The sequence below is a fragment of the Streptomyces sp. NPDC088746 genome (genome assembly GCF_044751065.1).
In the GTDB taxonomy this organism is placed as follows: domain Bacteria; phylum Actinomycetota; class Actinomycetes; order Streptomycetales; family Streptomycetaceae; genus Streptomyces.
In genome coordinates this window covers 411809-430353 of the sequence record NZ_JBIVLA010000002.1, presented here as the reverse complement: position 1 = coordinate 430353, position 18545 = coordinate 411809, and the positions used below count along the sequence as shown (strand labels likewise).

The window sequence follows — 18545 nt, the reverse complement described above, 5'->3', positions numbered from 1 at the left end:
AACGACACGAGGCCGCCCCCAGTGGGGACGGCCTCGTGTACGAGCCTGTTTCAGCGCGTTTCGCGGTGCGCGGTGTGCGAGTTGCAGCGCGGGCAGTGCTTCTTCATCTCAAGACGGTCCGGGTTGTTACGCCGGTTCTTCTTGGTGATGTAGTTCCGCTCCTTGCACTCCACGCAGGCCAGCGTGATCTTCGGGCGGACGTCGGTGGCAGCCACGTGAGTGCTCCTTGGACGGACGGATGGACGGATGAACGCATAAAAGAGTAGCCGATCGAAGGACCGACCCCACAATCGGCTACCGTTAGTAGCGGTGACCGGACTTGAACCGGTGACACAGCGATTATGAGCCGCTTGCTCTACCGACTGAGCTACACCGCTTTGATGACGGGCTTCCCCGCCGAAGCGGGGTCACCCGGTCACCAGAGCCCCAATGCGGAATCGAACCGCAGACCTTCTCCTTACCATGGAGACGCTCTACCGACTGAGCTATTGGGGCGAGCGAGGAAGACATTACACGCTCTGTCGCCGATCGCCCAAATCCGTTTCCGCGGCCCGCACCGGACCCCCTCCCACCCCCTGGACGACAACGGCGGCCGCCCCCCTGATCAGGCCCTTGATCAGCACGTACGCCACCTTCGCGGGCGGACTCACGGGCCCCTGTGGCGCCGCTCCCACCACCTGCCTCACAAGGCCACATTCGTACGACTAATTCGCTCCTCCTCGGAGTGCACCGGGCCCCGGCCTAGGCTCGGCGCACTCTGCGTGATCTTGCGGTTCGTCCAGGCCTTCCAGGAGCGGTGCGATGCCCGAAAGTCCCGGCGAGGCGCCCGGGCTCCTCCTCAGCGGGGCACGGCTCACGGACGGGCGGCTTGTCGACGTGCGGATCGGCGGGCGGCGCATCGAGGCCGTAGGGACGGCGGGCAGCCTCACCACTCCGGGGATCCGCCTGGACCTGCGCGGATACCTCCTGCTGCCCGCCCCCGCGGAGCCCCACGCCCACCCCGGCACGGCGCTCACCGCCACAGCGGAGGGCTCGCCGTCCCACCGCCCCGAGGACGTCAGGCGCCGTGCCACCGAGGCCGCGCTGCTCCAGCTCAGCCACGGGGCCACCGCCCTGCGCGCCCATGTGCGCGTCGGCGGCGTGCGGGAACTCGGCCTGCTGGAGGGCGTACTGGCGGCCCGCCGTTCCCTGCGGGGCCTCACCGACCTGACCGCCGTCGCCGTGCCCCGGCTCCTCACCGGGGTGGCGGGAGCCGACGGCCTCGCCGTGCTCCGTGACGCCGTGGACATGGGCGCGAGCGTGGTCGGCGGCTGCCCCGACCTCGACCCCGATCCGGCAGGTCACACCGAAGCCGTCCTGGATCTCGCCGCCGCCCACGGGCTCCCCGTCGACCTGCACACGGACGGTGACGACCCGGGCCGGCTCGCCCGGCTGACCGCCATGGCCGGCGGGCTCCGCCCGGGCGTCTGCGTCGGGCCCTGCGCGGGACTCTCGCGGCTTCCCGCCGACGAGGCGGCCCGCGCCGCCGACCGGCTCGCCGCCGCGGCCGTGACCGTGGTCTGTCTCCCGCAGGGAGGCTGTTCCGAGGCCCGGCTCCGCGGCACCCCGCCCGTACGGCTGCTGCGGGACGCCGGGGTGCGGGTGGCCGCGGGCAGCGGAGCCCTGCGGGACGCCTCCAACCCCGTCGGCCGTGGCGACCCCCTGGAGGCGGCGTACCTGCTGGCCTCGCAGGAGGGGCTCGGGCCCGAACACGCCTACGACGCCGTCTCCGGCGACGCCAGAGCGGCCCTGGGCCTGCCCGGGGTGCGCGTCGCGGCCGGCTTTCCCGCCGAGCTGCTCGCCGTGCGCGGGGACGGGCTCGCCGGAGCGCTCTCGCTCGCGTACAGCAGGATCGTCGTGCACCGGGGGCACGTGGTGGCGCGGACCAGTGCCGTACGTGAGTACCGCGACTCCGGGGCCGCCGCGTCGGCCCTCGACCTCCCCCGCCAGGGACGCACCGATTCCGGTCCCGGCGGCGGGCCTTGAGCACGAGCGCTCCCCGCGGCGTACGGTCGGAAGCATGCGCATTGTCATTGCAGGTGGACATGGTCAGATCGCGCTGCGGCTCGAGCGGCTGCTCGCCGCGCGCGGTGACGAAGCGGTGGGCGTCATCCGGAATCCGGAGCAGAGCGACGACCTGAGGGCAGCCGGCGCCGAGCCCGTCGTCCTCGACCTCGAATCGGCGTCCGTCGAGGAGGTGGCGGAGGTCCTGCGGGGCGCGGACGCCGCGGTCTTCGCGGCCGGCGCCGGCCCGAACAGCGGTTCGGCACGCAAGGACACGGTGGACCGCGGAGCGGCCGTGCTCTTCGCGGACGCGGCGGAACAGGCGGGGGTGCGGCGCTACGTGGTGGTGTCCTCCATGGGCGCCGACCCGGATCACACCGGCGACGAGGTCTTCGACATCTACCAGCGGGCCAAGGGCGAGGCGGACGCGTACGTACGTTCCAGGAGCGGCCTGGACTGGACGATCCTGCGCCCCGGCATGCTCACGAACGACGCCGGCACCGGCCAGGTCCTGCTCGCCGCCTCGACGGGCCGCGGCCCGATCCCCCGCGACGACGTGGCGGCGGTGCTGACGGAGCTGCTGGACACCTCCGCGACGGCGGGACTGACGCTGGAGCTGATCAGCGGGAGCAAGCCCGTCGCGGTCGCGGTGAAGGACGTCGCCGGGAACTGAGTGCGGGTGCGCATACCGGCCGTCGAGCCGCGGTTTCTCACGTGGAGGGTGATCGGGGGTACACGCCCCGGGTAACGACCCGCCGCCTTGGAGACTCATATGCATCTCACGTACTCGGCTTCGCCGCAGGAGCCCTCGGGCGGTATCGCGGGCTGGGCCACGGATCTCGTCGAGACGATGGGCGGTCCCGGAGCAGGTCTGGCCATCGCGCTGGAGAACCTGTTCCCGCCGCTGCCGAGCGAACTGATCCTGCCGCTGACCGGCTTCGCCGCCGGGCAGGGTGTCCTCAGTCTGGCTTCCGCGCTGTTCTGGACCACGCTCGGCTCGGTCGTGGGAGCCGTCGTCCTCTACTGGATCGGCGCGGCCTTCGGCCGTGAACGGATGCACACCCTCTGGGGGAAGCTGCCGCTCGTGAAGGCCTCCGATCTGGTGCGCACGGAGGAGTGGTTCGCGAAGCACGGCACCAAGGCGGTCTTCTTCGGCCGTATGGTGCCGGTCTTCCGCAGCCTCATCTCCGTCCCCGCCGGTGTGGAGCGGATGCCGCTCCACGTCTTCGTCACGCTGACCGCGCTCGGCAGCCTGATCTGGAACTCCCTGCTGGTCATGGCCGGTTACTGGCTGGGCGACCGGTGGGAGGCGGTGGAGACCTACGTCGGGTTCGCCTCCAAGGCCGTACTGGTCCTGGTGGTCGTGGCCGTCGCGACGTACGTCGTCCGGAGGCTGCGCTCCACCGGCCGGGCCCAGCACCGCCGCAGTTCATGAACCACCCGGGCATCCCAGGGCGGCGCCTCCGCGTCAGCCTTGTGCGGTCCTGAGGTACCTGGAGTCCTGGCCTCGCGAGGCGTTGCGGGTCGCCGAAGCGTCCGCGGGCTACCGTCGGGCACATGAACGGTGGCGTGGACAGCCGAGGCTGGCTCCCCAGTTACGTCAGCGGGGCGGTGTTCGCCGTCTGCATGGCGGGGACGACGCTGCCGACCCCGCTCTACAGCCTCTATCAGGACGAACTCGGGTTCTCCGAGATGACGGTGACGGTCGTCTACGCCGTGTACGCCTTCGGTGTCATCGGGGTGCTGCTGCTCGCCGGAAACGCCTCCGACGCGGTGGGCAGACGGCCCGTGCTGCTGTGGGGCCTGGGCTGCGCGGCGGCGAGCGCCGTCTGCTTCCTGTGCGCCACCGCCCTGGGCTGGCTCTTCGCGGGACGGCTGCTTTCGGGCCTGTCGGCCGGGCTGTTCACCGGGGCGGCCACCGCGTACGTCATGGAGCTGGCACCCGGCAAGGGCTCCCCCAGGGCCTCGTTCGTGGCGACGGCCGCCAACATGGGCGGTCTGGGCTGCGGGCCGCTGCTGGCCGGGATCCTCGCGCAGTACGCACCCTGGCCGCTTCATCTGCCGTTCGTCGTGCACCTGGTGCTGGTGGCCACTTCGGCGGTCCTGCTGCTCGGCCTGAAGGAGACCGTGGGCGAGCGGCGCCCCCTGAGCACCGTCCGCCCGCAGCGCCCGGGGCTGCCGCCCGAGGTCCGGAAGGTCTTCAGGCCCGCGGCGCTCGCCTCCTTCGTGGGGTTCGCCCTGTTCGGGGTGTTCACCTCGGTCAGCCCCGCGTTCCTCTCCGAGTTCCTGGACGTGGACAACCACGCCATGAGCGGTCTGATCGTCGCGCTGGCCTTCTTCGCCTCGGTCGCGGGTCAGTCGGCGGTCGGCAGGATCGGGGAGCAGCGGTCCCTGTCGCTGGGCTGCGCCGGCCTCCTGGGCGGACTGGCGCTGCTCGCGGCCGCGCTCTGGTGGCAGCTGCTGCCCCTGATCGTGCTGAGCGCGCTCCTCGGCGGCGCGGGCCAGGGGCTGGCGTTCCGGGCGGCCCTGTCCCAGGTGGCGGCGGCCTCGCCCGCCGGCAGCCGGGCGGCGGTGATCTCGACGCTGTTCGTGGTGGCGTACGCGGGCATCTCGCTGCCGGTGATCGGCGTGGGCATCCTCTCGGACCACATCGGGCTCCAGGACGCGGGGCTGGTCTTCATCGCGTGCATGGCGGTCCTGGTCACCTGCGCCGGCCTCTACCTCCTGCGGCGGCCCGCGGGGCGGAGACAGTGAGCTCCGCTCCTGCCCCGCCCCTCCGGTGGAGTCAGCGGCTCTCCGCCTTGTCCGTCGCCCCCTCGGTGGCTGCGCCCCCGCCCTGGGCACGACGCCGACCCACCAGGGTGCTTCCCACGAGCACGAGCCCGATGGCGACGACCTTGGCGGCTTGGTAGTAGCCGGCCCCCAGTTCCTCGGGGGTGCCGGGCAGCCGGAAGAAGACCCACGCCGCGCCGAGACCGCCGAAGGCGATCAGCCCGACAGCGCCCCACGTTCCGAGGTCCGCCCACCAGGGCCCCGGGCCGTAAGCCCGCTCGTCGGTCTGCTGGACGTCCTTGTCGGTCAAGGCCGGTACTCCCTCTGGCTCGCGTGGCAGTCAGCAGGGAGGACGCGGGGCCGGCGCAGGCGGTTCACCGGCCCATGGGCACACATGCAGAAACCCCGCCCGACCTGGTGTTCAATCAGGTCGGACGGGGTTTCTCGTCCTGTGGCGGCGCCAGGGTTCGAACCTGGGTAGGCTGAGCCGGCAGATTTACAGTCTGCTCCCTTTGGCCACTCGGGCACACCGCCTTGAACGACGCGTCGGATCCCGGTTGGGGTTCCTCGGCGACGTCGTAAACGATACCTGATGCCCAGGGGTGCTACGCCACCTGATTGATCAGCACCGGACGCGCCCGGGTGGCTAGGCTTTGTGCCGTACCCCAACGCATACGACGCAAGGAGCCACACGTCATGGCCGACTCCAGTTTCGACATCGTCTCGAAGGTCGAGCGGCAGGAGGTCGACAACGCCCTCAACCAGGCCGCCAAGGAGATCTCCCAGCGCTACGACTTCAAGGGGACGGGCGCGTCGATCTCCTGGTCCGGCGAGAAGATCCTGATGGAGGCGAACGGCGAGGAGCGGGTCAAGGCGATCCTCGACATCTTCCAGTCCAAGCTGATCAAGCGCGGGATCTCGTTGAAGTCGCTGGACGCGGGTGAGCCGCAGCTTTCCGGCAAGGAGTACAAGATCTTCGCCACGATCGAGGAGGGCATCTCCCAGGAGAACGCCAAGAAGGTGGCGAAGATCATTCGCGATGAGGGCCCGAAGGGCGTCAAGGCGCAGGTCCAGGGCGAGGAGCTGCGGGTCAGCTCCAAGAGCCGGGACGACCTGCAGGCGGTGCAGGCGCTGATCAAGGGCAAGGACCTCGACTTCGCGGTGCAGTTCGCCAACTACCGGTAGACGGTCCGCTGCCGTGTGCAGCGGGGCGTGGGCGGGGCGGGGCGTGCCGGTCGGCACGGCCCGCCCCGTAGCCGTGTCCGAAGGGGCTGGGCGGGCGCCGGGTCAGCGGCGGTCGCGGGAGTTGCCGAAGAGCAGGCGGTAGGCGATCAGCAGGACGAGCGATCCGGCGATGGCCGCCACCCAGGTGGCCGTGTCGTAGAAGTCCGTGCTGATGGGGCGGTCGAGGAAACGCGACGACAGCCAGCCCCCGAGGAAGGCGCCCACGATGCCGATGACGGTCGTGCCGATGATGCCCCCGGGGTCGCGGCCCGGCAGAAGAAACTTGGCTATTGCTCCGGCCAGCAGCCCGAGGATGATCCAGCTGATGATGCTCATGTTCGCGTACCTACCCGTCACTTGTTCCTGCAAGCCAGGACGCCTGCGGGGGCGGGTGCGGTTGCCCGGGCCGTCTGTCTAGCGGGTCGCGAACGGCTGGTCCGTGGGGACGATCTCCTTGCCGAAGGGCATCAGCGAGACCGGGATGAGCTTGAAGTTCGCGATGCCCAGGGGGATGCCGATGATCGTGACGCACAGGGCGATGCCCGTGAAGATGTGGCCGAGGGCGAGCCACCAGCCGGCCAGGATCACCCAGAGGACGTTGCCGATGAGGGAGCCGCCGCCCGCGTCGTGACGGTCGACGACGGTGCGGCCGAAGGGCCAGAGGGCGTAGACGCCGATACGGAACGCGGCCACGCCGAAGGGGATGCCGATGATCGTGATGCAGAGAAGGAGCCCTGCGGCGAGGTAGCCGAAGAACATCCACAGTCCGCACAGGACCAGCCAGATGACGTTCAGGATTGCGTTCATGGTCGGTACCCTGCCATCTGCTCGAGTCGGGCGATGCGTTCGGCCATGGGCGGGTGGGTGGAGAACATCTTGGACATGCCCTGGCCGGGCCGGAACGGGTTCGCGATCATCATGTGACTCGCGGTCTCGATCCGTGGTTCGGGTGGGAGCGGAAGCTGTTTGGTCCCGGCGTCGAGCTTGCGCAGGGCGGACGCCAGGGCGAGCGGGTCCCCCGTGAGCTGGGCCCCGGACGCGTCGGCCTGGTACTCCCGGGAACGGCTCACGGCGAGCTGGATCACGGAGGCGGCCAGCGGGCCGAGGATCATGATCAGGAGCATCCCCAGGAGGCCGGGGCCGTCGTCGTCGTCGGACCGGCCGACGGGGATGAGCCACGCGAAGTTGACCAGGAACATGACCACCGAGGCGAGGGCGCCCGCGACCGACGAGATGAGGATGTCGCGGTTGTAGACATGGCTCAGCTCGTGGCCGAGGACCCCGCGCAGCTCGCGCTCGTCGAGGATCTGGAGGATCCCCTCGGTGCAGCACACGGCGGCGTTGCGCGGGTTGCGCCCGGTGGCGAAGGCGTTGGGTGCCTGGGTCGGGGAGATGTAGAGCCGGGGCATGGGCTGGCGGGCCGCCGTCGAGAGCTCGCGGACGGTGCGGTAGAGCTGCGGCGCCTCGAATTCACTGACCGGGCGTGCCCGCATGGCGCGCAGGGCGAGCTTGTCGCTGTTCCAGTACGCGTAGGCGTTGGTGGCGAGCGCGACCAGGAGGGCCACGATCAGACCGGTCCGGCCGAAGAAACTGCCGATGACGATGATGAGGGCCGAGAGGCCCCCGAGGAGTACAGCGGTTTTCAGCCCGTTGTGCCGGCGGTGCACGGTACGCCCTCCAAGTGGTGCAGCAGGGGAACCCTTGCTCGGTGGTGCTCCACTCTCCAGTGGAGCCTCCCGTACAGGTCAACGCGAGGCGACGGAAGCTAGTTCCCTTGTGCGAGGTGGCCGGGGGCACAGGCAGAAGGGGCGGATCCGGATGGATCCGCCCCTGGGCCGTACGGGTGGGTGTGCCCGCGCGGGCCCGTGAGGGCCGTGCGGCGGCAGGTCAGCGCTGGGCGGGGAGCCCCGCGAGCGCGCGGGCCTCCGCGTCCGGCTCGACCTCGCTGGTGCAGTGGGCGCAGCGGCTGGCGATGGAGGGGATCTCGCTGTAGCAGTGCGGGCAGTCGCGCAGGGCGGCCTTGATGTCGGCCTTCTCCTCCTCCTCCTTGGTCGTGAAGCGGTTCTGGACCTTGGCCATGGGCAGGACGACCAGGAAGTAGAGGACCGCGGCGGTGATCAGGAAGGCGATGGCGGCGCTGATGAAGAGGCCGTAGGGGAACGTCACGCCGTCGACGCTGTAGGAGGCCTTGCTGAAGTCGCCGGTGCCGCGGGTGAAGAGACCGATGAGCGGCACGATGAACGCGTTGCTGAAGCCGGTGACCACCGCGGTGAAGGCGGCTCCCACGGCCAGGCCGATGGCCATGGAGATGACGTTCCCGCGAAGGATGAAGTCCTTGAACCCGTTCAGCACCGCTCTGGCTCCTCTGTGCTCTTCAGTGTGTGCTCGCCCTGCGCGCTCCGATACGTGACGCGTGCACGCATGACCATGCCCTGCGCGTGGCCGCACGGGCAAGCCGGTCGTACCCGGTCAGAAGAGGCTGAGGGTGGCGAAACGGAGGATGAGCTGGGGGGCGCCGGACAGTGTGATTCCGGCTACGGCGGTGAGGGCGATCGCCAGGGTGAGCGGGACGGGGACCTGGAGCGCGGGGGCCTTGGGTGCCTCCTCGGAGGCCGGGGCCTGCTCCGGGGTGCTGAAGAGCGCGGCGGTCCACCGGAGGTAGTAGTACAGCGCGATCACCACGTTGACGGCCATGACGACGGCGAGCCAGCCGAGCCCGGCGTCGACGGCCGAGGAGAAGACGGTGACCTTGGCGAAGAGGCCGATGATGCCGGGCGGCAGGCCTGCCAGGCAGAGGAGGAAGAAGCCCATGGCGAGCGCGGCCAGGGGGCGGGTGGCGTACAGGCCGCGGTAGTCGCTCAGGCGGTTGCCGGGGCGGCTGCGGGCGACCAGGGCGGCCACCGAGAAGGCACCGAGGTTCACCACGGCGTACATGAGCGCGTAGGCGACGGTGGAGCCGATCTGGGCGTCGCTGGAGTACGCGGCGGCGGCGATCGGGACGAGGAGGTAGCCCGCCTGCCCGACGGACGACCAGGCGAGGAGGCGTACGGCGCTGCGGGCGCGGGTCGCGGTCTGCCGGAGTGCGGCGACGTTGCCGACGGTCATGGTGAGCGCGGCGAGGACGGCCAGGGCGGGGCCCCAGACGTCGGCGTACGACGGGAAGCCGATCACCGTGACGAGGACGAGGCCGGAGAAGCCGACGGCCTTGCCGACGACGGAGAGGTAGGCGGCGATGGGGAGCGGTGCCCCCACGTAGGTGTCGGGGACCCAGAAGTGGAACGGCGCCGCGGCCGTCTTGAAGGCGAAGCCGACGAGGGTGAGGACGACGCCCGCCTCGGCGAGGGTGGAGAACCGGCCCGGTACGTCGTCGAGGCGGGCGGCGATCTCCGTGAGGTGCATCGTGCCGGTGGTCGCGTAGACGAAGCTGACGCCCAGGAGCATCACGGCGGTGGCGACGACGGAGGACAGGAAGAACTTCAGGGCCGCTTCGGAGGAGCGGCGGTCGCCGCGCTTGATGCCGACGAGGGCGAACGCGGGGAGCGAGGCGACTTCGAGGGCGACGACGAGGGTGGCGAGGTCCCGGGCTGCGGGGAGAAGCGCGGCTCCGGCCGCGGAGGACAGCAGCAGGAACCAGAACTCGCCTGCGGGGAGCTTGCGGGTGTCGCCGATCGAGAGCAGCGCGGTGAGCAGGGCTCCGCCGAGCACGAGGGCCTGGATGACGAGGGCGAAGGGGTCGGCGGTGTAGCTGCAGGCCTGTGTGCCGCCGGTGAGGCAGAAGGTGGAGCGGTCCCCGGCGCGCAGCGGGACGAGCATGGCGAGCGCGGCGACGAGCCCGGCGACGGCTCCGTAGCCGAGGAGCGGCTTGCGGCGTTCGCCGGTGAAGAGGTCGGCGACGAGGACGAGCAGGGCCACGGACGCCGCGATGACGGGCGGGGCGATCGCGAGCCAGTCGACGGACTGGACGAGGCTCGCCGCCCCGGTTGCGCTGTCGGCTGCCACGGTCACGACTTGCCTCCTGCGAGGAGCTTCTGCACGGCCGGGTCGGTGAGGCCGAGGAGGACGGCGGGCCAGAGGCCGGCGAGGACGGTCAGGGCGGCGAGCGGGGTCCAGGCGGCGAATTCGTAGCGCTGGATGTCGGCGACCGGCTGCTGCTCACGGTGCTCGCCCATGCAGACGCGGCGTACGACGATCAGCATGTACGCGGCCGTGAGCAGGGTGCCGAGGGCGCCGATGGACATGAAGGTGAGGAAGGCGGGGCGGCTGAGCCCTTCGGCGGGGTCGAAGGCGCCGAAAAGGGTGAGCATCTCGCCCCAGAAGCCGGCGAGGCCGGGGAGTCCGAGCGAGGCGACGGCGGCGAAGGCGAGGAGGCCGCCGAGCCGGGGCGCACGGCCGTAGAGAGCGGCCCCGGTGGCTCCGGACAGGGTGTCGAGGTCCGCCGTGCCGTAGCGGTCCTTGACGGCGCCGACCAGGAAGAACAGCAGGCCCGTGATGAGGCCGTGGGCGATGTTGGCGAAGAGCGCGCCGTTCACGCCGGTGGGGGTCATGGTCGCGATGCCGAGGAGCACGAAGCCCATGTGGCCCACGGAGGAGTAGGCGATCAGGCGCTTGAGGTCGCCCTTGGCGCCGGGGCGCGCGAGGGCGAGGCAGGCGAGGGAACCGTAGATGATCCCGACGACGGCGAACGCCGCGAGGTACGGCGCGAAGGTCTGCATCCCGTCGGGGGTGACGGGGAGCAGGATGCGGACGAATCCGTATGTGCCCATCTTCAGCAGTACGCCGGCGAGGAGCACGGAGCCGACGGTCGGGGCCGCGGTGTGGGCGTCGGGGAGCCAGCTGTGCAGGGGCCACATCGGGGTCTTCACGGCCAGGCCGATCCCGACGGCCAGTACGGCGATGACCTGCACGGATGTGGTGAGGCCCCGGCCGTTGTCAGTGGCGAGTGCCACCATGTCGAAGGTGCCGCTCTTCAGCCCGATGAGGAGCAGCCCGAGCAGCATGATCACCGAGCCGAGCAGTGTGTAGAGGATGAATTTCCAGGCGGCGGGCTGCTTCCGGTCGCCGCCCCAGCGGGCGATGAGGAAGTACATCGGGATGAGGACCATCTCGAAGGCCAGGAAGAACAGCAGCAGGTCGAGGACGGCGAAGGTCGCGAGGGTGCCGGACTCGAGGACGAGGACCAGGGCGACGAAGGCCTTCGGGGAGGGGCCTGCGGGGAGCTTGAAGTAGCTGTAGAGCGCGCAGAGGAAGGTCAGCAGCGCGGTCAGTACGAGAAGGGGGAGCGAGATGCCGTCGGTGCCGAGGTGGATCCGGACGTCGAGTGCCGGGATCCAGCTGATGTCCGTGGTGGCCTGCATCTTCGACGGGTGGTCGTGGTCGAAGCCCGCGGCCAGGACGAGCGCGGCGAGGAGCACGGCGCCGGTGACGGTCACGCCGTGGCGGAGCACGGCCTGGTCGGGGTTCCTGCCCTTGAGCCCGGGCGGGGCGGGCAGGAGCGCGGCGGCCGCGCCGAGGAGCGGGCCGACGACGATGAACGCCAGAAGGAACTGCATCACGGATGCGCTGATATCGAACACGGCTCACGCCCCGGCGTAGACGTTGGCAAAGACGACGGCGGCGATCGCCAGGACAAGGGTTCCGGCGAGCAGCGCGCCGAGGTAGGTCTGCACGTTGCCGGTCTGCGCGCGGCGGATCAGGGTGCCGAGTCCACGGGCGATGCTGCCCGCGCCGTGTACGTAGGTGTCGACGACCTCACGGTCCAGGAAGCGGACGAGCCGTGCGGCGGCTCCCACGGGGCGGACGAACAGCGTCGTGTACACGGCGTCGAGGTGGAAGCCGGTGACCGCGTGGCGGTGCAGCGGGCCCAGCAGGAGCCTGCCGGGGTCCGAGGGGTCCTGGGCGTCCGCGATGGTGCCGTACGCCGCGGTGTGGGAGGTCATGGCCTCGGCCTCCACGAGGGCGGGTTCGGCGTCGGGGTGGGCGGCCACCGCGCCGACCGGGGGGCGGTCGGCGAGTGCCGTGGTGTGGCGCCAGGCCCCGTAAGTGACGAGTCCGCCGACGAGTCCTACGCCGGTGGAGAGGACAGCGGTCGTGAGGGACGGGGTGAGGCTGTGCCCGTCGAACCAGTCGGTGAGGACGCCGGTGGTGAGACCGAACGCGATGGTGGGGACGGCGAGGACCCAGAGGACGGAGGTCATCGCGGCGGGCTGCTTGCCGTGGTCGGGGGCCTCGGTGCCGCGCCCCCGGAAGGCGAGGAGCCACAGCCGGGTGGCGTAGGCGGCGGTGAGGACCGCGGCGGCGAGTCCGGCGACGAGGATCGTCCAGCCGGCCGCTGTGGGGGCGACGTCACGGTCCCCGAAGGCGGTGTGCTCGGCGGCGACGAGGACGGCTTCCTTGGAGAAGAAGCCGGCGAACGGCGGGATGGCGGCGAGCGCGAGCAGGGCGACGGTCATCGTCCAGTAGGCGTCGGGGATCCGCTTGTCCAGCCCGCCCATGCGGGACATGGCGGCGAGTGAGTTGGTTCCCGCGGCGTGGATGACGACGCCCGCCGCGAGGAAGAGGACGGCTTTGAACGCACCGTGCGACAGGAGGTGGAAGACGGCGGCCCCGCGGTCGCCCACGGCCAGGGCGCCGGACATGTAGCCCAGCTGGCCGATCGTCGAGTAGGCGAGGACGCGCTTGATGTCGTCCTGTGCGAGGGCGGCGAGTCCGGAGCCGATCATCGTGACGGCCGCCATGACGGCGAGGACGACGAGGGCGGCGCCGGAGGCTGCGAAGACGGGGAGGAGCCGGGCCACGAAGTAGATGCCGGCGGCGACCATCGTCGCGGCGTGGATGAGCGCGGAGACGGGGGTGGGGCCGGCCATCGCGTCGGGCAGCCAGGTGTGCAGGGGGAACTGCGCGGACTTGCCCGCGACACCGGCGAGGAGCAGCAGCGCGATGAGGGTGGGGTGGTCGAGTCCGCCGTTGGTGACGGCGGCCAGGATTCCGGTGATGCGGAAGGTGCCGGTGTCGGCGGCGAGCGCGAACAGGCCGATGAGGAAGGGCACGTCACCGAGCTTGGTGACGAGGAAGGCCTTGAGGGAGGCCGCGCGGGCCTCGGGGGTCTCCCAGTAGTGGCCGACGAGGAAGTACGAGCAGATGCCCATGATCTCCCAGCCGACCAGGAGCACCATGAGGTCGCCGGAGTAGACGACGAGCAGCATCGCGGAGGTGAAGAGGGAGACGAGGGCCGCGTACGACGGGTAGCGGACGTCGTCCTTGAGATACGCCGTCGAGTAGACCTGCACGCAGGTGGCGACGAGTCCGGCGAGAACGGCGACGAGAACGGCGAAGCCGTCCAGGTGCAGGGCCAGATCGATCGGGACCGAGCCGGTGGGGGTCAGCTGGGTCGCGGCGTCGATGGGCCGGCCGCCTCCCTGGCGGGCGGCGACGACGACGGCGAGGACGGCGGCGAGGAGGGTCGGAAGGACGGCGAGGGGACGGACGAAGCCGGGCGCGGTCCGGCCCAGGAGCAGTCCTGCGGCGGCGCCCAGGAAGGGGAGGAGGGGGACGAGGGCGGCGAGGGTCGTGGTGGTCACGCGGTGGCCTCTGCCTTCTTTGCCTTCCCTGCCGGAGCAGTGGCCTGGTCTGCGGTGGTGTCGTCCCGGGCGGTGTCGGCGTCGGTGTCACCGGAAAGCGTCTCGGCTTCGTCGGTCTCAGCGGTGTCGCGGAGACGGTCGACGTCCGAGCTGCCACGGTTGCGGTAGACGGCCAGGACGATCGCCAGGCCGATGCCGATCTCGGCTGCGGCGATGGCGATCGTGAAGAGCGTGAGGGCCTGGCCGGCGTGGAGTGCGTCGCGGAGCCAGACGTCGAAGGCGACCAGGTTGAGGTTGACGGCGTTGAGCATGAGCTCGACGGACATCAGGACGAGGATCGCGTTGCGGCGGGCGAGCACTCCGTAGAGCCCGGTGCAGAAGAGGAGGACGGCGAGGACGGCGGGATAGGCGAGGTGCATCAGCTCTTGTCCTCCCGGTTCGCGGCTGGGCGGTCCGTTCGATCGCTCTGCCCGGCCTTGCGCTCCGGCCGGTCCTTGCGGGACAGGACGATCGCGCCGACGAGTGCGGCGAGCAGCAGGACGGAGAGCGCCTCGAAGGGGAGCACCCAGTGCCGGAAGAGGAACTCCCCCGAGGCCTTGGTGGAGCCCTGGGCGGGACCGTCCAGATCGATCCAGGTCGTCCGGAAGGCGTCCACGACGACCCAGACGAGGGCGCCCGCGGCGGCGACGGAAGCGCCGAGGGCGATCCACCGGTTGCCCGAGTCGGCGTCCGGGGAGCGGCCGATGGGGGCTCTGGTGAGCATCAGCCCGAAGAGGAGGAGGACCACGATGGAGCCGACGTAGATCAGCACCTGCACCCATGCGATGAACTCGGCGGTGAGGAGGAGGTACTCCACCGCTATGCCGCCGAGCGCGACGACCAGCCAGAGGGCCGCGTGCACGAGTTGCTTGGTCGTGACGGTGATGAGAGCCGCGCCGAAGGTGGCGAGCCCGACCAGGAGGAAGGCGATCTCGACGCCGGTGGGTGAGAGGAAGCCGGGGTGGCCGGCCGTAGCCGCGAGGGTCATTCCTGGCCCTCCGCTTCCGGGGCCTGCCCCGGCCGGGACTGCTCAGCTTCCTGCGCTGCCTGGGCTTCCTGGGCCGCCTGCGCTTCCTGGGCCTGGAGCTTGTCGGCCGTCTTGCGGGCGGCGGCGATCTCCTTGGGTTCCTCGGCTCCCGGGTCGAGCGCGGGCGGCTCCGGGACGGTCCACATCCACTCGCGGAGCTTGTCGCGCTCGTGGGTGAGTTCGTGGATGTCCGTCTCCGCGTACTCGAACTCGGGCGACCAGAACAGCGCGTCGAAAGGACAGACCTCGATGCAGATACCGCAGTACATGCACAGGGCGAAGTCGATCGCGAAGCGGTCCAGGACATTGCGGCTGCGCTCGCGGCCGCCGGGGGCGGCCGGGGGCACCGTCTCCTTGTGGGAGTCGATGTAGATGCACCAGTCGGGGCATTCGCGGGCACAGAGCATGCAGACCGTGCAGTTCTCCTCGAACAGTCCGATGACGCCCCGCGTGCGGGGAGGCAGTTCGGGCTGGACCTCCGGGTACTGCGCGGTGACCGTGCGCTTCGTCATGGTCCGCAGGGTGACGGCGAGACCCTTGGCCAGGCCTGAGCCGGGGATCGGGGGCACTAGTTGATCGCCACCTTCACGATGCCGGTGAGCGCGATCTGCGCGAGAGCGAGGGGGATGAGCATGGTCCAGGCGAGCTTCTGCAACTGGTCCTCGCGCAGACGGGGGTAGGTGACCCGGAGCCAGATGACGACGAACGCGAGGACGCCTGTCTTGAGCAGGGTCCAGACCCAGCCGAGCCCGTCCGCGCCGAGCGGCCCGTGCCACCCGCCGAGGAAGAGGACCGTCGTCAGACCGCACAGGACGACGATCCCGGCGTACTCGGCGAGCAGGAACAACGCGAACCTGAGGCCCGTGTACTCGGTGTACGCCCCGAAGATGATCTCCGAGTCGGCGACCGGCATGTCGAAGGGCGGGCGCTGGAGTTCGGCGAGCCCTGCCACGAAGAAGACGAGTGCGCCGACGATCTGCCAGGGCAGCCACCACCACTCGAAGGCATTGAGGATGCCCGGGAGCGAGACGGTGCCGGCCGCCATGGCGACGGAGGCTGCGGCGAGCAGCATGGGCAGTTCGTACGCGAGGAGCTGCGCGGCGGTGCGGAGACCACCGAGGAGGGAGAACTTGTTGGCCGAGGCCCACCCGGCCATCAGCGAGCCGAGCACACCGACGCCCATGACGGCCAGCACGAAGAAGATGCCCGCGTCGACGACCTGACCGACCGCACCCTCGCCGGGGCCGATCGGGATGGCGACGATCACGAGGAGATACGGGAGCAGGGCGACGGCGGGTGCCAGCTGGAAGATGCGGCGGTCCGCTTCGGCCGGTACGACGTCTTCCTTCTGCGCGAACTTCACCCCGTCCGCGACGAGCTGCGCCCAGCCGTGGAACCCGCCCGCGTACATCGGGCCGAGGCGGCCCTGCATGTGGGCCATCACCTTGTGTTCGGTCTGCCCCACGATCAGCGGGACGACCATGAACACGGCGAAGACGATGACGAGGCGGAGGGCGACGTCGAGTACGTCGTTCACGCGGTATCGCCTCCGGCGGGGGTGTCGGGGGGTCGGGGGGCCTCGGGGGTGTCCGGTGCCTCGGAGGTGTCCGGCGCCTCGGGGGTGTCCCGTGCCTCGGGAGTGGCCGGCGCCTCGGGGGTCTGCTCGGCCGAAGGTTCAGGGGCAGGGGTGTCGGGGGTGCCGCTGCGCGGGGCTTCTCCCCTACCCGCCCCTTCCCGAACCGGGGGCTCCGCCCCCGGGCCCCCGCTCCTCGAACGCCGGAGGGGCTGGGATTCACCGGGCTCACCAGGTTCGCCGGAGTCGCGAGCGTCACCGGACGGTTCGTCGAATGCCGGGCGGGCGTCGTGCCACGGTGCGTCCTTGGCTGTGCCCGACTCCGGGGTCGCCGGTGGCGGCTGGCTCGCCGACCCCTGGGACGCGCTGCGGGTACGGCGTGGCGGCGCCGCCGCCTGCGGGGTCTCCGCCGCGTCGGGCCGCTGGGCCGCCGAACCCTCGCTCGCGCTGCGGGCCCGGCGCGCCGGGCGGTCGCCCGCCGCGCGGGCGCCTCGGGCGGGGCGGGCCGGTGCGGGCGGGAGCTGTCCCTTGAGCGGGCCCCATTCGTTGGGATCGGGCACCCCCGGCGGCAGCATGGTCCGCCGCTTGGGTCCGCCGTGCTCGGACTCTCCCGGCTCCTTCGCCCCCGGCCATGCCTTGGCGACCCGGGCGGCCAGGACGAAGTCCTTGCGCAGCGGGTGGCCCTCGAAGCTCTCGGGCAGCAGCAGCGGGACCAGATGGGGATGGTCCTCGAAGCCGATGCCGAACATCTCGTGCGTCTCACGCTCGTGCCACGCGGCGCCCGCGTAGATACCGACGGCGGTGGGCAGGGTGGCCGCGTCGTGCGGCACGGTCGTACGGACCAGGAGGCGCCGGACCGTACCCCCGCCCAGGGCCGCGACATGGGCGCAGACCCGGAAGCCGGTGCCGGGTTCGTCGACGGCGCTCAGCCAGTCGAAGTAGGTGCAGCCCAGCTCGTCGCGGGCCGTTTCGAGGGCGGTGGTCCAGGAGGCGGCCGGGACGTCGACGGTCAGCAGGTCGTACGCGTGCGCGGCCGTGGCTTCCGCGCCGAAGACGTCGGTCACGGCGTCGGGCAGCGTGCTGTAGAGGTCCGGGGCGGTCACTTCCCCTCCTCCCCCGGCGCCTTCGGCGCCTCGACGAGACCGCTGCGCAGGGCGGCGGCCGACGGGCGGGCCGTGTCCTCGGTGGCGTACCGCTCGGCCAGCGATTCGCGGGCGATCTTCTCCTGGAGCTTGAGGATGCCCTGCAGGAGCGCCTCGGGCCGGGGCGGGCAGCCGGGCACGTAGACGTCGACGGGGATGATCTGGTCGACGCCCTTCGTCACGGAGTACGAATCCCAGTAGGGCCCGCCGCAGTTGGAACAGGCGCCGAAGGAGATGACGTACTTCGGCTCGGGCATCTGCTCGTAGAGCCGCTTCACGGCGGGGGCCATCTTGTCCGTCACCGTGCCGGACACGACCATCAGGTCGGCCTGCCGGGGGCCGGGCGCGAAGGGGATGACCCCGAGCCGGATGAAGTCGTGCCGCGCCATGGAGGCCGCGATGAATTCGATGGCGCAGCAGGCGAGTCCGAAGTTGAAGACCCACAGGCTGTAGCGGCGGCCCCAGTTGAGGACCACCTTCATCGGTTCGGGCGCGAGCCGGGACAGCACGCCGAGCCTCTTCGGCTCGGGCAGCGGCGTCGGGTCGGGCAGCGACACGGGGGGTTCGGGGTTCGGCCGGCTCGTCACGCCCATTCGAGGACGCCCTTCTTCCATGCGTAGAGCAGTCCCACGGCCAGGAAACCGAGGAAGATGAACATCTCCACCAGCGTCGTCGCCCCGTATCCGGGGGCCGCGAAGACCGTCGCCCACGGGAACAGGAAGATCGAGTCGACGGCGAAGATCACGTACAGGAAGGCGTACACGTAATAGCGAACCTGGGTGTGGGCCCAGCCCTCGCCCACGGGGTCCACGCCGCACTCGTACGTGAGGAGTTTCTCCGGCGTCGGGACCACGGGCCTCAGCAGCCGGCCGGCCCCGAAGGCGACGGCGACGAACACCACGCCCACCAGGGCGAGCAGTCCGACCACTGAGTAGCTCTGGAAGTAGTCCGACGCGAGAACGGTCGGTCCCGGCACGTCCGCCACGTCCGCCCCTCGCTCCCTCAACCTGTTCGACGGTCTGTACGCACGGGAGTCTAGGCCCTGTTAAAGACACGGTAAGCAGCCCCGTCGCACAACGGGTGGGGCGGGAGTCGCATGACGGGTGAGGCGGGAGGTGACGGAGGAGAGCCGACGCGAGGTGGGGTTA

The 18545-nt window shown here is 70.9% G+C and carries 21 protein-coding genes and 3 tRNA genes; 5 read left to right on the top strand and 19 right to left on the bottom strand.

Annotated elements, in window-relative coordinates; all coding sequences use genetic code 11:
* Window positions 1–50: 50 nt before the first annotated feature.
* From rpmG to ACIP63_RS09405, 3 genes are all read right to left on the bottom strand, one after another.
* Entirely contained in the window at window positions 51–215 is a 165-nt protein-coding gene (rpmG, locus tag ACIP63_RS09415) for a 50S ribosomal protein L33 (RefSeq protein ID WP_003956487.1), read from the bottom strand.
* An 89-nt stretch (window positions 216–304) separates the two neighbouring features.
* Window positions 305–377, bottom strand: a tRNA-Met gene (locus ACIP63_RS09410).
* Window positions 378–422: 45 nt separating this feature from the next.
* Window positions 423–495 (bottom strand) — tRNA-Thr (locus ACIP63_RS09405).
* 306 nt (window positions 496–801) lie between these two features.
* On the opposite strand from ACIP63_RS09405, the gene ACIP63_RS09400 reads away from it, so the two are divergent.
* From ACIP63_RS09400 to ACIP63_RS09385, 4 genes are all read left to right on the top strand, one after another.
* On the top strand, window positions 802–2025 hold the full coding sequence (locus ACIP63_RS09400; protein ID WP_401512981.1) for an amidohydrolase family protein: 1224 nt from the start codon (window positions 802–804) through the stop codon (window positions 2023–2025).
* 34 nt (window positions 2026–2059) lie between these two features.
* Window positions 2060–2716, top strand: coding sequence for an SDR family oxidoreductase (locus ACIP63_RS09395; RefSeq protein WP_401512979.1), 657 nt, complete (start codon window positions 2060–2062; stop codon window positions 2714–2716).
* 99 nt (window positions 2717–2815) lie between these two features.
* Window positions 2816–3478, top strand: coding sequence for a DedA family protein (locus ACIP63_RS09390; RefSeq protein WP_401512976.1), 663 nt, complete (start codon window positions 2816–2818; stop codon window positions 3476–3478).
* A gap of 122 nt (window positions 3479–3600) precedes the next feature.
* Window positions 3601–4797, top strand: coding sequence for an MFS transporter (locus ACIP63_RS09385; RefSeq protein WP_401512973.1), 1197 nt, complete (start codon window positions 3601–3603; stop codon window positions 4795–4797).
* Between the two features lie 31 nt (window positions 4798–4828).
* Here ACIP63_RS09385 and ACIP63_RS09380 read toward each other — a convergent pair whose 3' ends face one another.
* On the bottom strand, window positions 4829–5125 hold the full coding sequence (locus ACIP63_RS09380) for a hypothetical protein (RefSeq protein WP_401512971.1): 297 nt from the start codon (window positions 5123–5125) through the stop codon (window positions 4829–4831).
* Window positions 5126–5267: 142 nt separating this feature from the next.
* A tRNA-Tyr gene (locus ACIP63_RS09375) sits at window positions 5268–5349 on the bottom strand.
* A 162-nt stretch (window positions 5350–5511) separates the two neighbouring features.
* On the opposite strand from ACIP63_RS09375, the gene ACIP63_RS09370 reads away from it, so the two are divergent.
* The gene (locus tag ACIP63_RS09370) at window positions 5512–6000 is read left to right on the top strand and encodes a YajQ family cyclic di-GMP-binding protein (protein WP_014154639.1); all 489 of its coding nucleotides are present in this window, start codon (window positions 5512–5514) and stop codon (window positions 5998–6000) included.
* Between the two features lie 102 nt (window positions 6001–6102).
* On the opposite strand, the gene ACIP63_RS09365 is transcribed toward ACIP63_RS09370, so the two are convergent.
* From ACIP63_RS09365 to ACIP63_RS09300, 14 genes are all read right to left on the bottom strand, one after another.
* Window positions 6103–6375 carry a GlsB/YeaQ/YmgE family stress response membrane protein gene (locus ACIP63_RS09365; RefSeq protein ID WP_104788223.1) on the bottom strand — a complete coding sequence of 91 codons (273 nt, stop codon included), beginning with the start codon at window positions 6373–6375 and terminating at the stop codon, window positions 6103–6105.
* Window positions 6376–6453: 78 nt separating this feature from the next.
* Window positions 6454–6846: a YccF domain-containing protein gene (locus ACIP63_RS09360; RefSeq protein ID WP_401512968.1), complete on the bottom strand. Its 393-nt coding sequence runs from the start codon at window positions 6844–6846 to the stop codon at window positions 6454–6456.
* Window positions 6843–7706: a zinc metalloprotease HtpX gene (htpX, locus tag ACIP63_RS09355; RefSeq protein ID WP_099173877.1), complete on the bottom strand. Its 864-nt coding sequence runs from the start codon at window positions 7704–7706 to the stop codon at window positions 6843–6845. The genes ACIP63_RS09360 and htpX overlap by 4 nt, the downstream gene beginning before the upstream one ends.
* Window positions 7707–7926: 220 nt before the next feature.
* Window positions 7927–8391 carry a large conductance mechanosensitive channel protein MscL gene (mscL, locus tag ACIP63_RS09350; protein ID WP_401512964.1) on the bottom strand — a complete coding sequence of 155 codons (465 nt, stop codon included), beginning with the start codon at window positions 8389–8391 and terminating at the stop codon, window positions 7927–7929.
* Window positions 8392–8508: 117 nt separating this feature from the next.
* Window positions 8509–10044: an NADH-quinone oxidoreductase subunit N gene (locus ACIP63_RS09345; RefSeq protein ID WP_401512962.1), complete on the bottom strand. Its 1536-nt coding sequence runs from the start codon at window positions 10042–10044 to the stop codon at window positions 8509–8511.
* A complete protein-coding gene (locus tag ACIP63_RS09340) occupies window positions 10041–11588 on the bottom strand; it encodes an NADH-quinone oxidoreductase subunit M (protein WP_401515038.1) in 1548 nt (515 codons plus the stop codon). Before ACIP63_RS09340 ends, ACIP63_RS09345 begins: the two co-directional genes overlap by 4 nt.
* Before the next feature lie 27 nt (window positions 11589–11615).
* Complete coding sequence (locus ACIP63_RS09335; protein ID WP_401512960.1) at window positions 11616–13616, bottom strand: NADH-quinone oxidoreductase subunit L; 2001 nt, start codon at window positions 13614–13616, stop codon at window positions 11616–11618.
* On the bottom strand, window positions 13613–14035 hold the full coding sequence (gene nuoK / locus ACIP63_RS09330; RefSeq protein ID WP_401512957.1) for an NADH-quinone oxidoreductase subunit NuoK: 423 nt from the start codon (window positions 14033–14035) through the stop codon (window positions 13613–13615). The genes ACIP63_RS09335 and nuoK overlap by 4 nt, the downstream gene beginning before the upstream one ends.
* Window positions 14035–14643 carry an NADH-quinone oxidoreductase subunit J gene (locus tag ACIP63_RS09325; RefSeq protein WP_401512954.1) on the bottom strand — a complete coding sequence of 203 codons (609 nt, stop codon included), beginning with the start codon at window positions 14641–14643 and terminating at the stop codon, window positions 14035–14037. Before ACIP63_RS09325 ends, nuoK begins: the two co-directional genes overlap by 1 nt.
* On the bottom strand, window positions 14640–15251 hold the full coding sequence (locus ACIP63_RS09320; RefSeq protein ID WP_401512952.1) for a NuoI/complex I 23 kDa subunit family protein: 612 nt from the start codon (window positions 15249–15251) through the stop codon (window positions 14640–14642). Before ACIP63_RS09320 ends, ACIP63_RS09325 begins: the two co-directional genes overlap by 4 nt.
* Window positions 15251–16219, bottom strand: coding sequence for an NADH-quinone oxidoreductase subunit H (locus ACIP63_RS09315; RefSeq protein ID WP_401512949.1), 969 nt, complete (start codon window positions 16217–16219; stop codon window positions 15251–15253). Before ACIP63_RS09315 ends, ACIP63_RS09320 begins: the two co-directional genes overlap by 1 nt.
* A complete protein-coding gene (locus ACIP63_RS09310) occupies window positions 16216–17358 on the bottom strand; it encodes an NADH-quinone oxidoreductase subunit C (protein ID WP_401512946.1) in 1143 nt (380 codons plus the stop codon). The genes ACIP63_RS09315 and ACIP63_RS09310 overlap by 4 nt, the downstream gene beginning before the upstream one ends.
* On the bottom strand, window positions 17355–17990 hold the full coding sequence (locus ACIP63_RS09305; RefSeq protein WP_401512943.1) for an NADH-quinone oxidoreductase subunit B: 636 nt from the start codon (window positions 17988–17990) through the stop codon (window positions 17355–17357). The genes ACIP63_RS09310 and ACIP63_RS09305 overlap by 4 nt, the downstream gene beginning before the upstream one ends.
* Window positions 17981–18382 (bottom strand): NADH-quinone oxidoreductase subunit A, encoded by a 402-nt coding sequence (locus ACIP63_RS09300; protein ID WP_099173887.1) that lies wholly within the window; start codon window positions 18380–18382, stop codon window positions 17981–17983. The genes ACIP63_RS09305 and ACIP63_RS09300 overlap by 10 nt, the downstream gene beginning before the upstream one ends.
* Window positions 18383–18545 lie beyond the last annotated feature (163 nt).

Bases quoted from the DNA above. Each gene is read 5' to 3' on its own strand.
- ACIP63_RS09400 (WP_401512981.1), top strand. From the start codon at position 802: ATGCCCGAAAGTCCCGGCGAGGCGCCCGGGCTCCTCCTCAGCGGGGCA.
- ACIP63_RS09395 (WP_401512979.1), top strand. From the start codon at position 2,060: ATGCGCATTGTCATTGCAGGTGGACATGGTCAGATCGCGCTGCGGCTC.
- ACIP63_RS09390 (WP_401512976.1), top strand. From the start codon at position 2,816: ATGCATCTCACGTACTCGGCTTCGCCGCAGGAGCCCTCGGGCGGTATC.
- ACIP63_RS09385 (WP_401512973.1), top strand. From the start codon at position 3,601: ATGAACGGTGGCGTGGACAGCCGAGGCTGGCTCCCCAGTTACGTCAGC.
- ACIP63_RS09370 (WP_014154639.1), top strand. From the start codon at position 5,512: ATGGCCGACTCCAGTTTCGACATCGTCTCGAAGGTCGAGCGGCAGGAG.
- ACIP63_RS09365 (WP_104788223.1), bottom strand. From the start codon at position 6,375: ATGAGCATCATCAGCTGGATCATCCTCGGGCTGCTGGCCGGAGCAATA.
- ACIP63_RS09360 (WP_401512968.1), bottom strand. From the start codon at position 6,846: ATGAACGCAATCCTGAACGTCATCTGGCTGGTCCTGTGCGGACTGTGG.
- ACIP63_RS09340 (WP_401515038.1), bottom strand. From the start codon at position 11,588: ATGCAGTTCCTTCTGGCGTTCATCGTCGTCGGCCCGCTCCTCGGCGCG.
- nuoK (WP_401512957.1), bottom strand. From the start codon at position 14,035: ATGCACCTCGCCTATCCCGCCGTCCTCGCCGTCCTCCTCTTCTGCACC.
- ACIP63_RS09325 (WP_401512954.1), bottom strand. From the start codon at position 14,643: ATGACCCTCGCGGCTACGGCCGGCCACCCCGGCTTCCTCTCACCCACC.
- ACIP63_RS09305 (WP_401512943.1), bottom strand. From the start codon at position 17,990: ATGGGCGTGACGAGCCGGCCGAACCCCGAACCCCCCGTGTCGCTGCCC.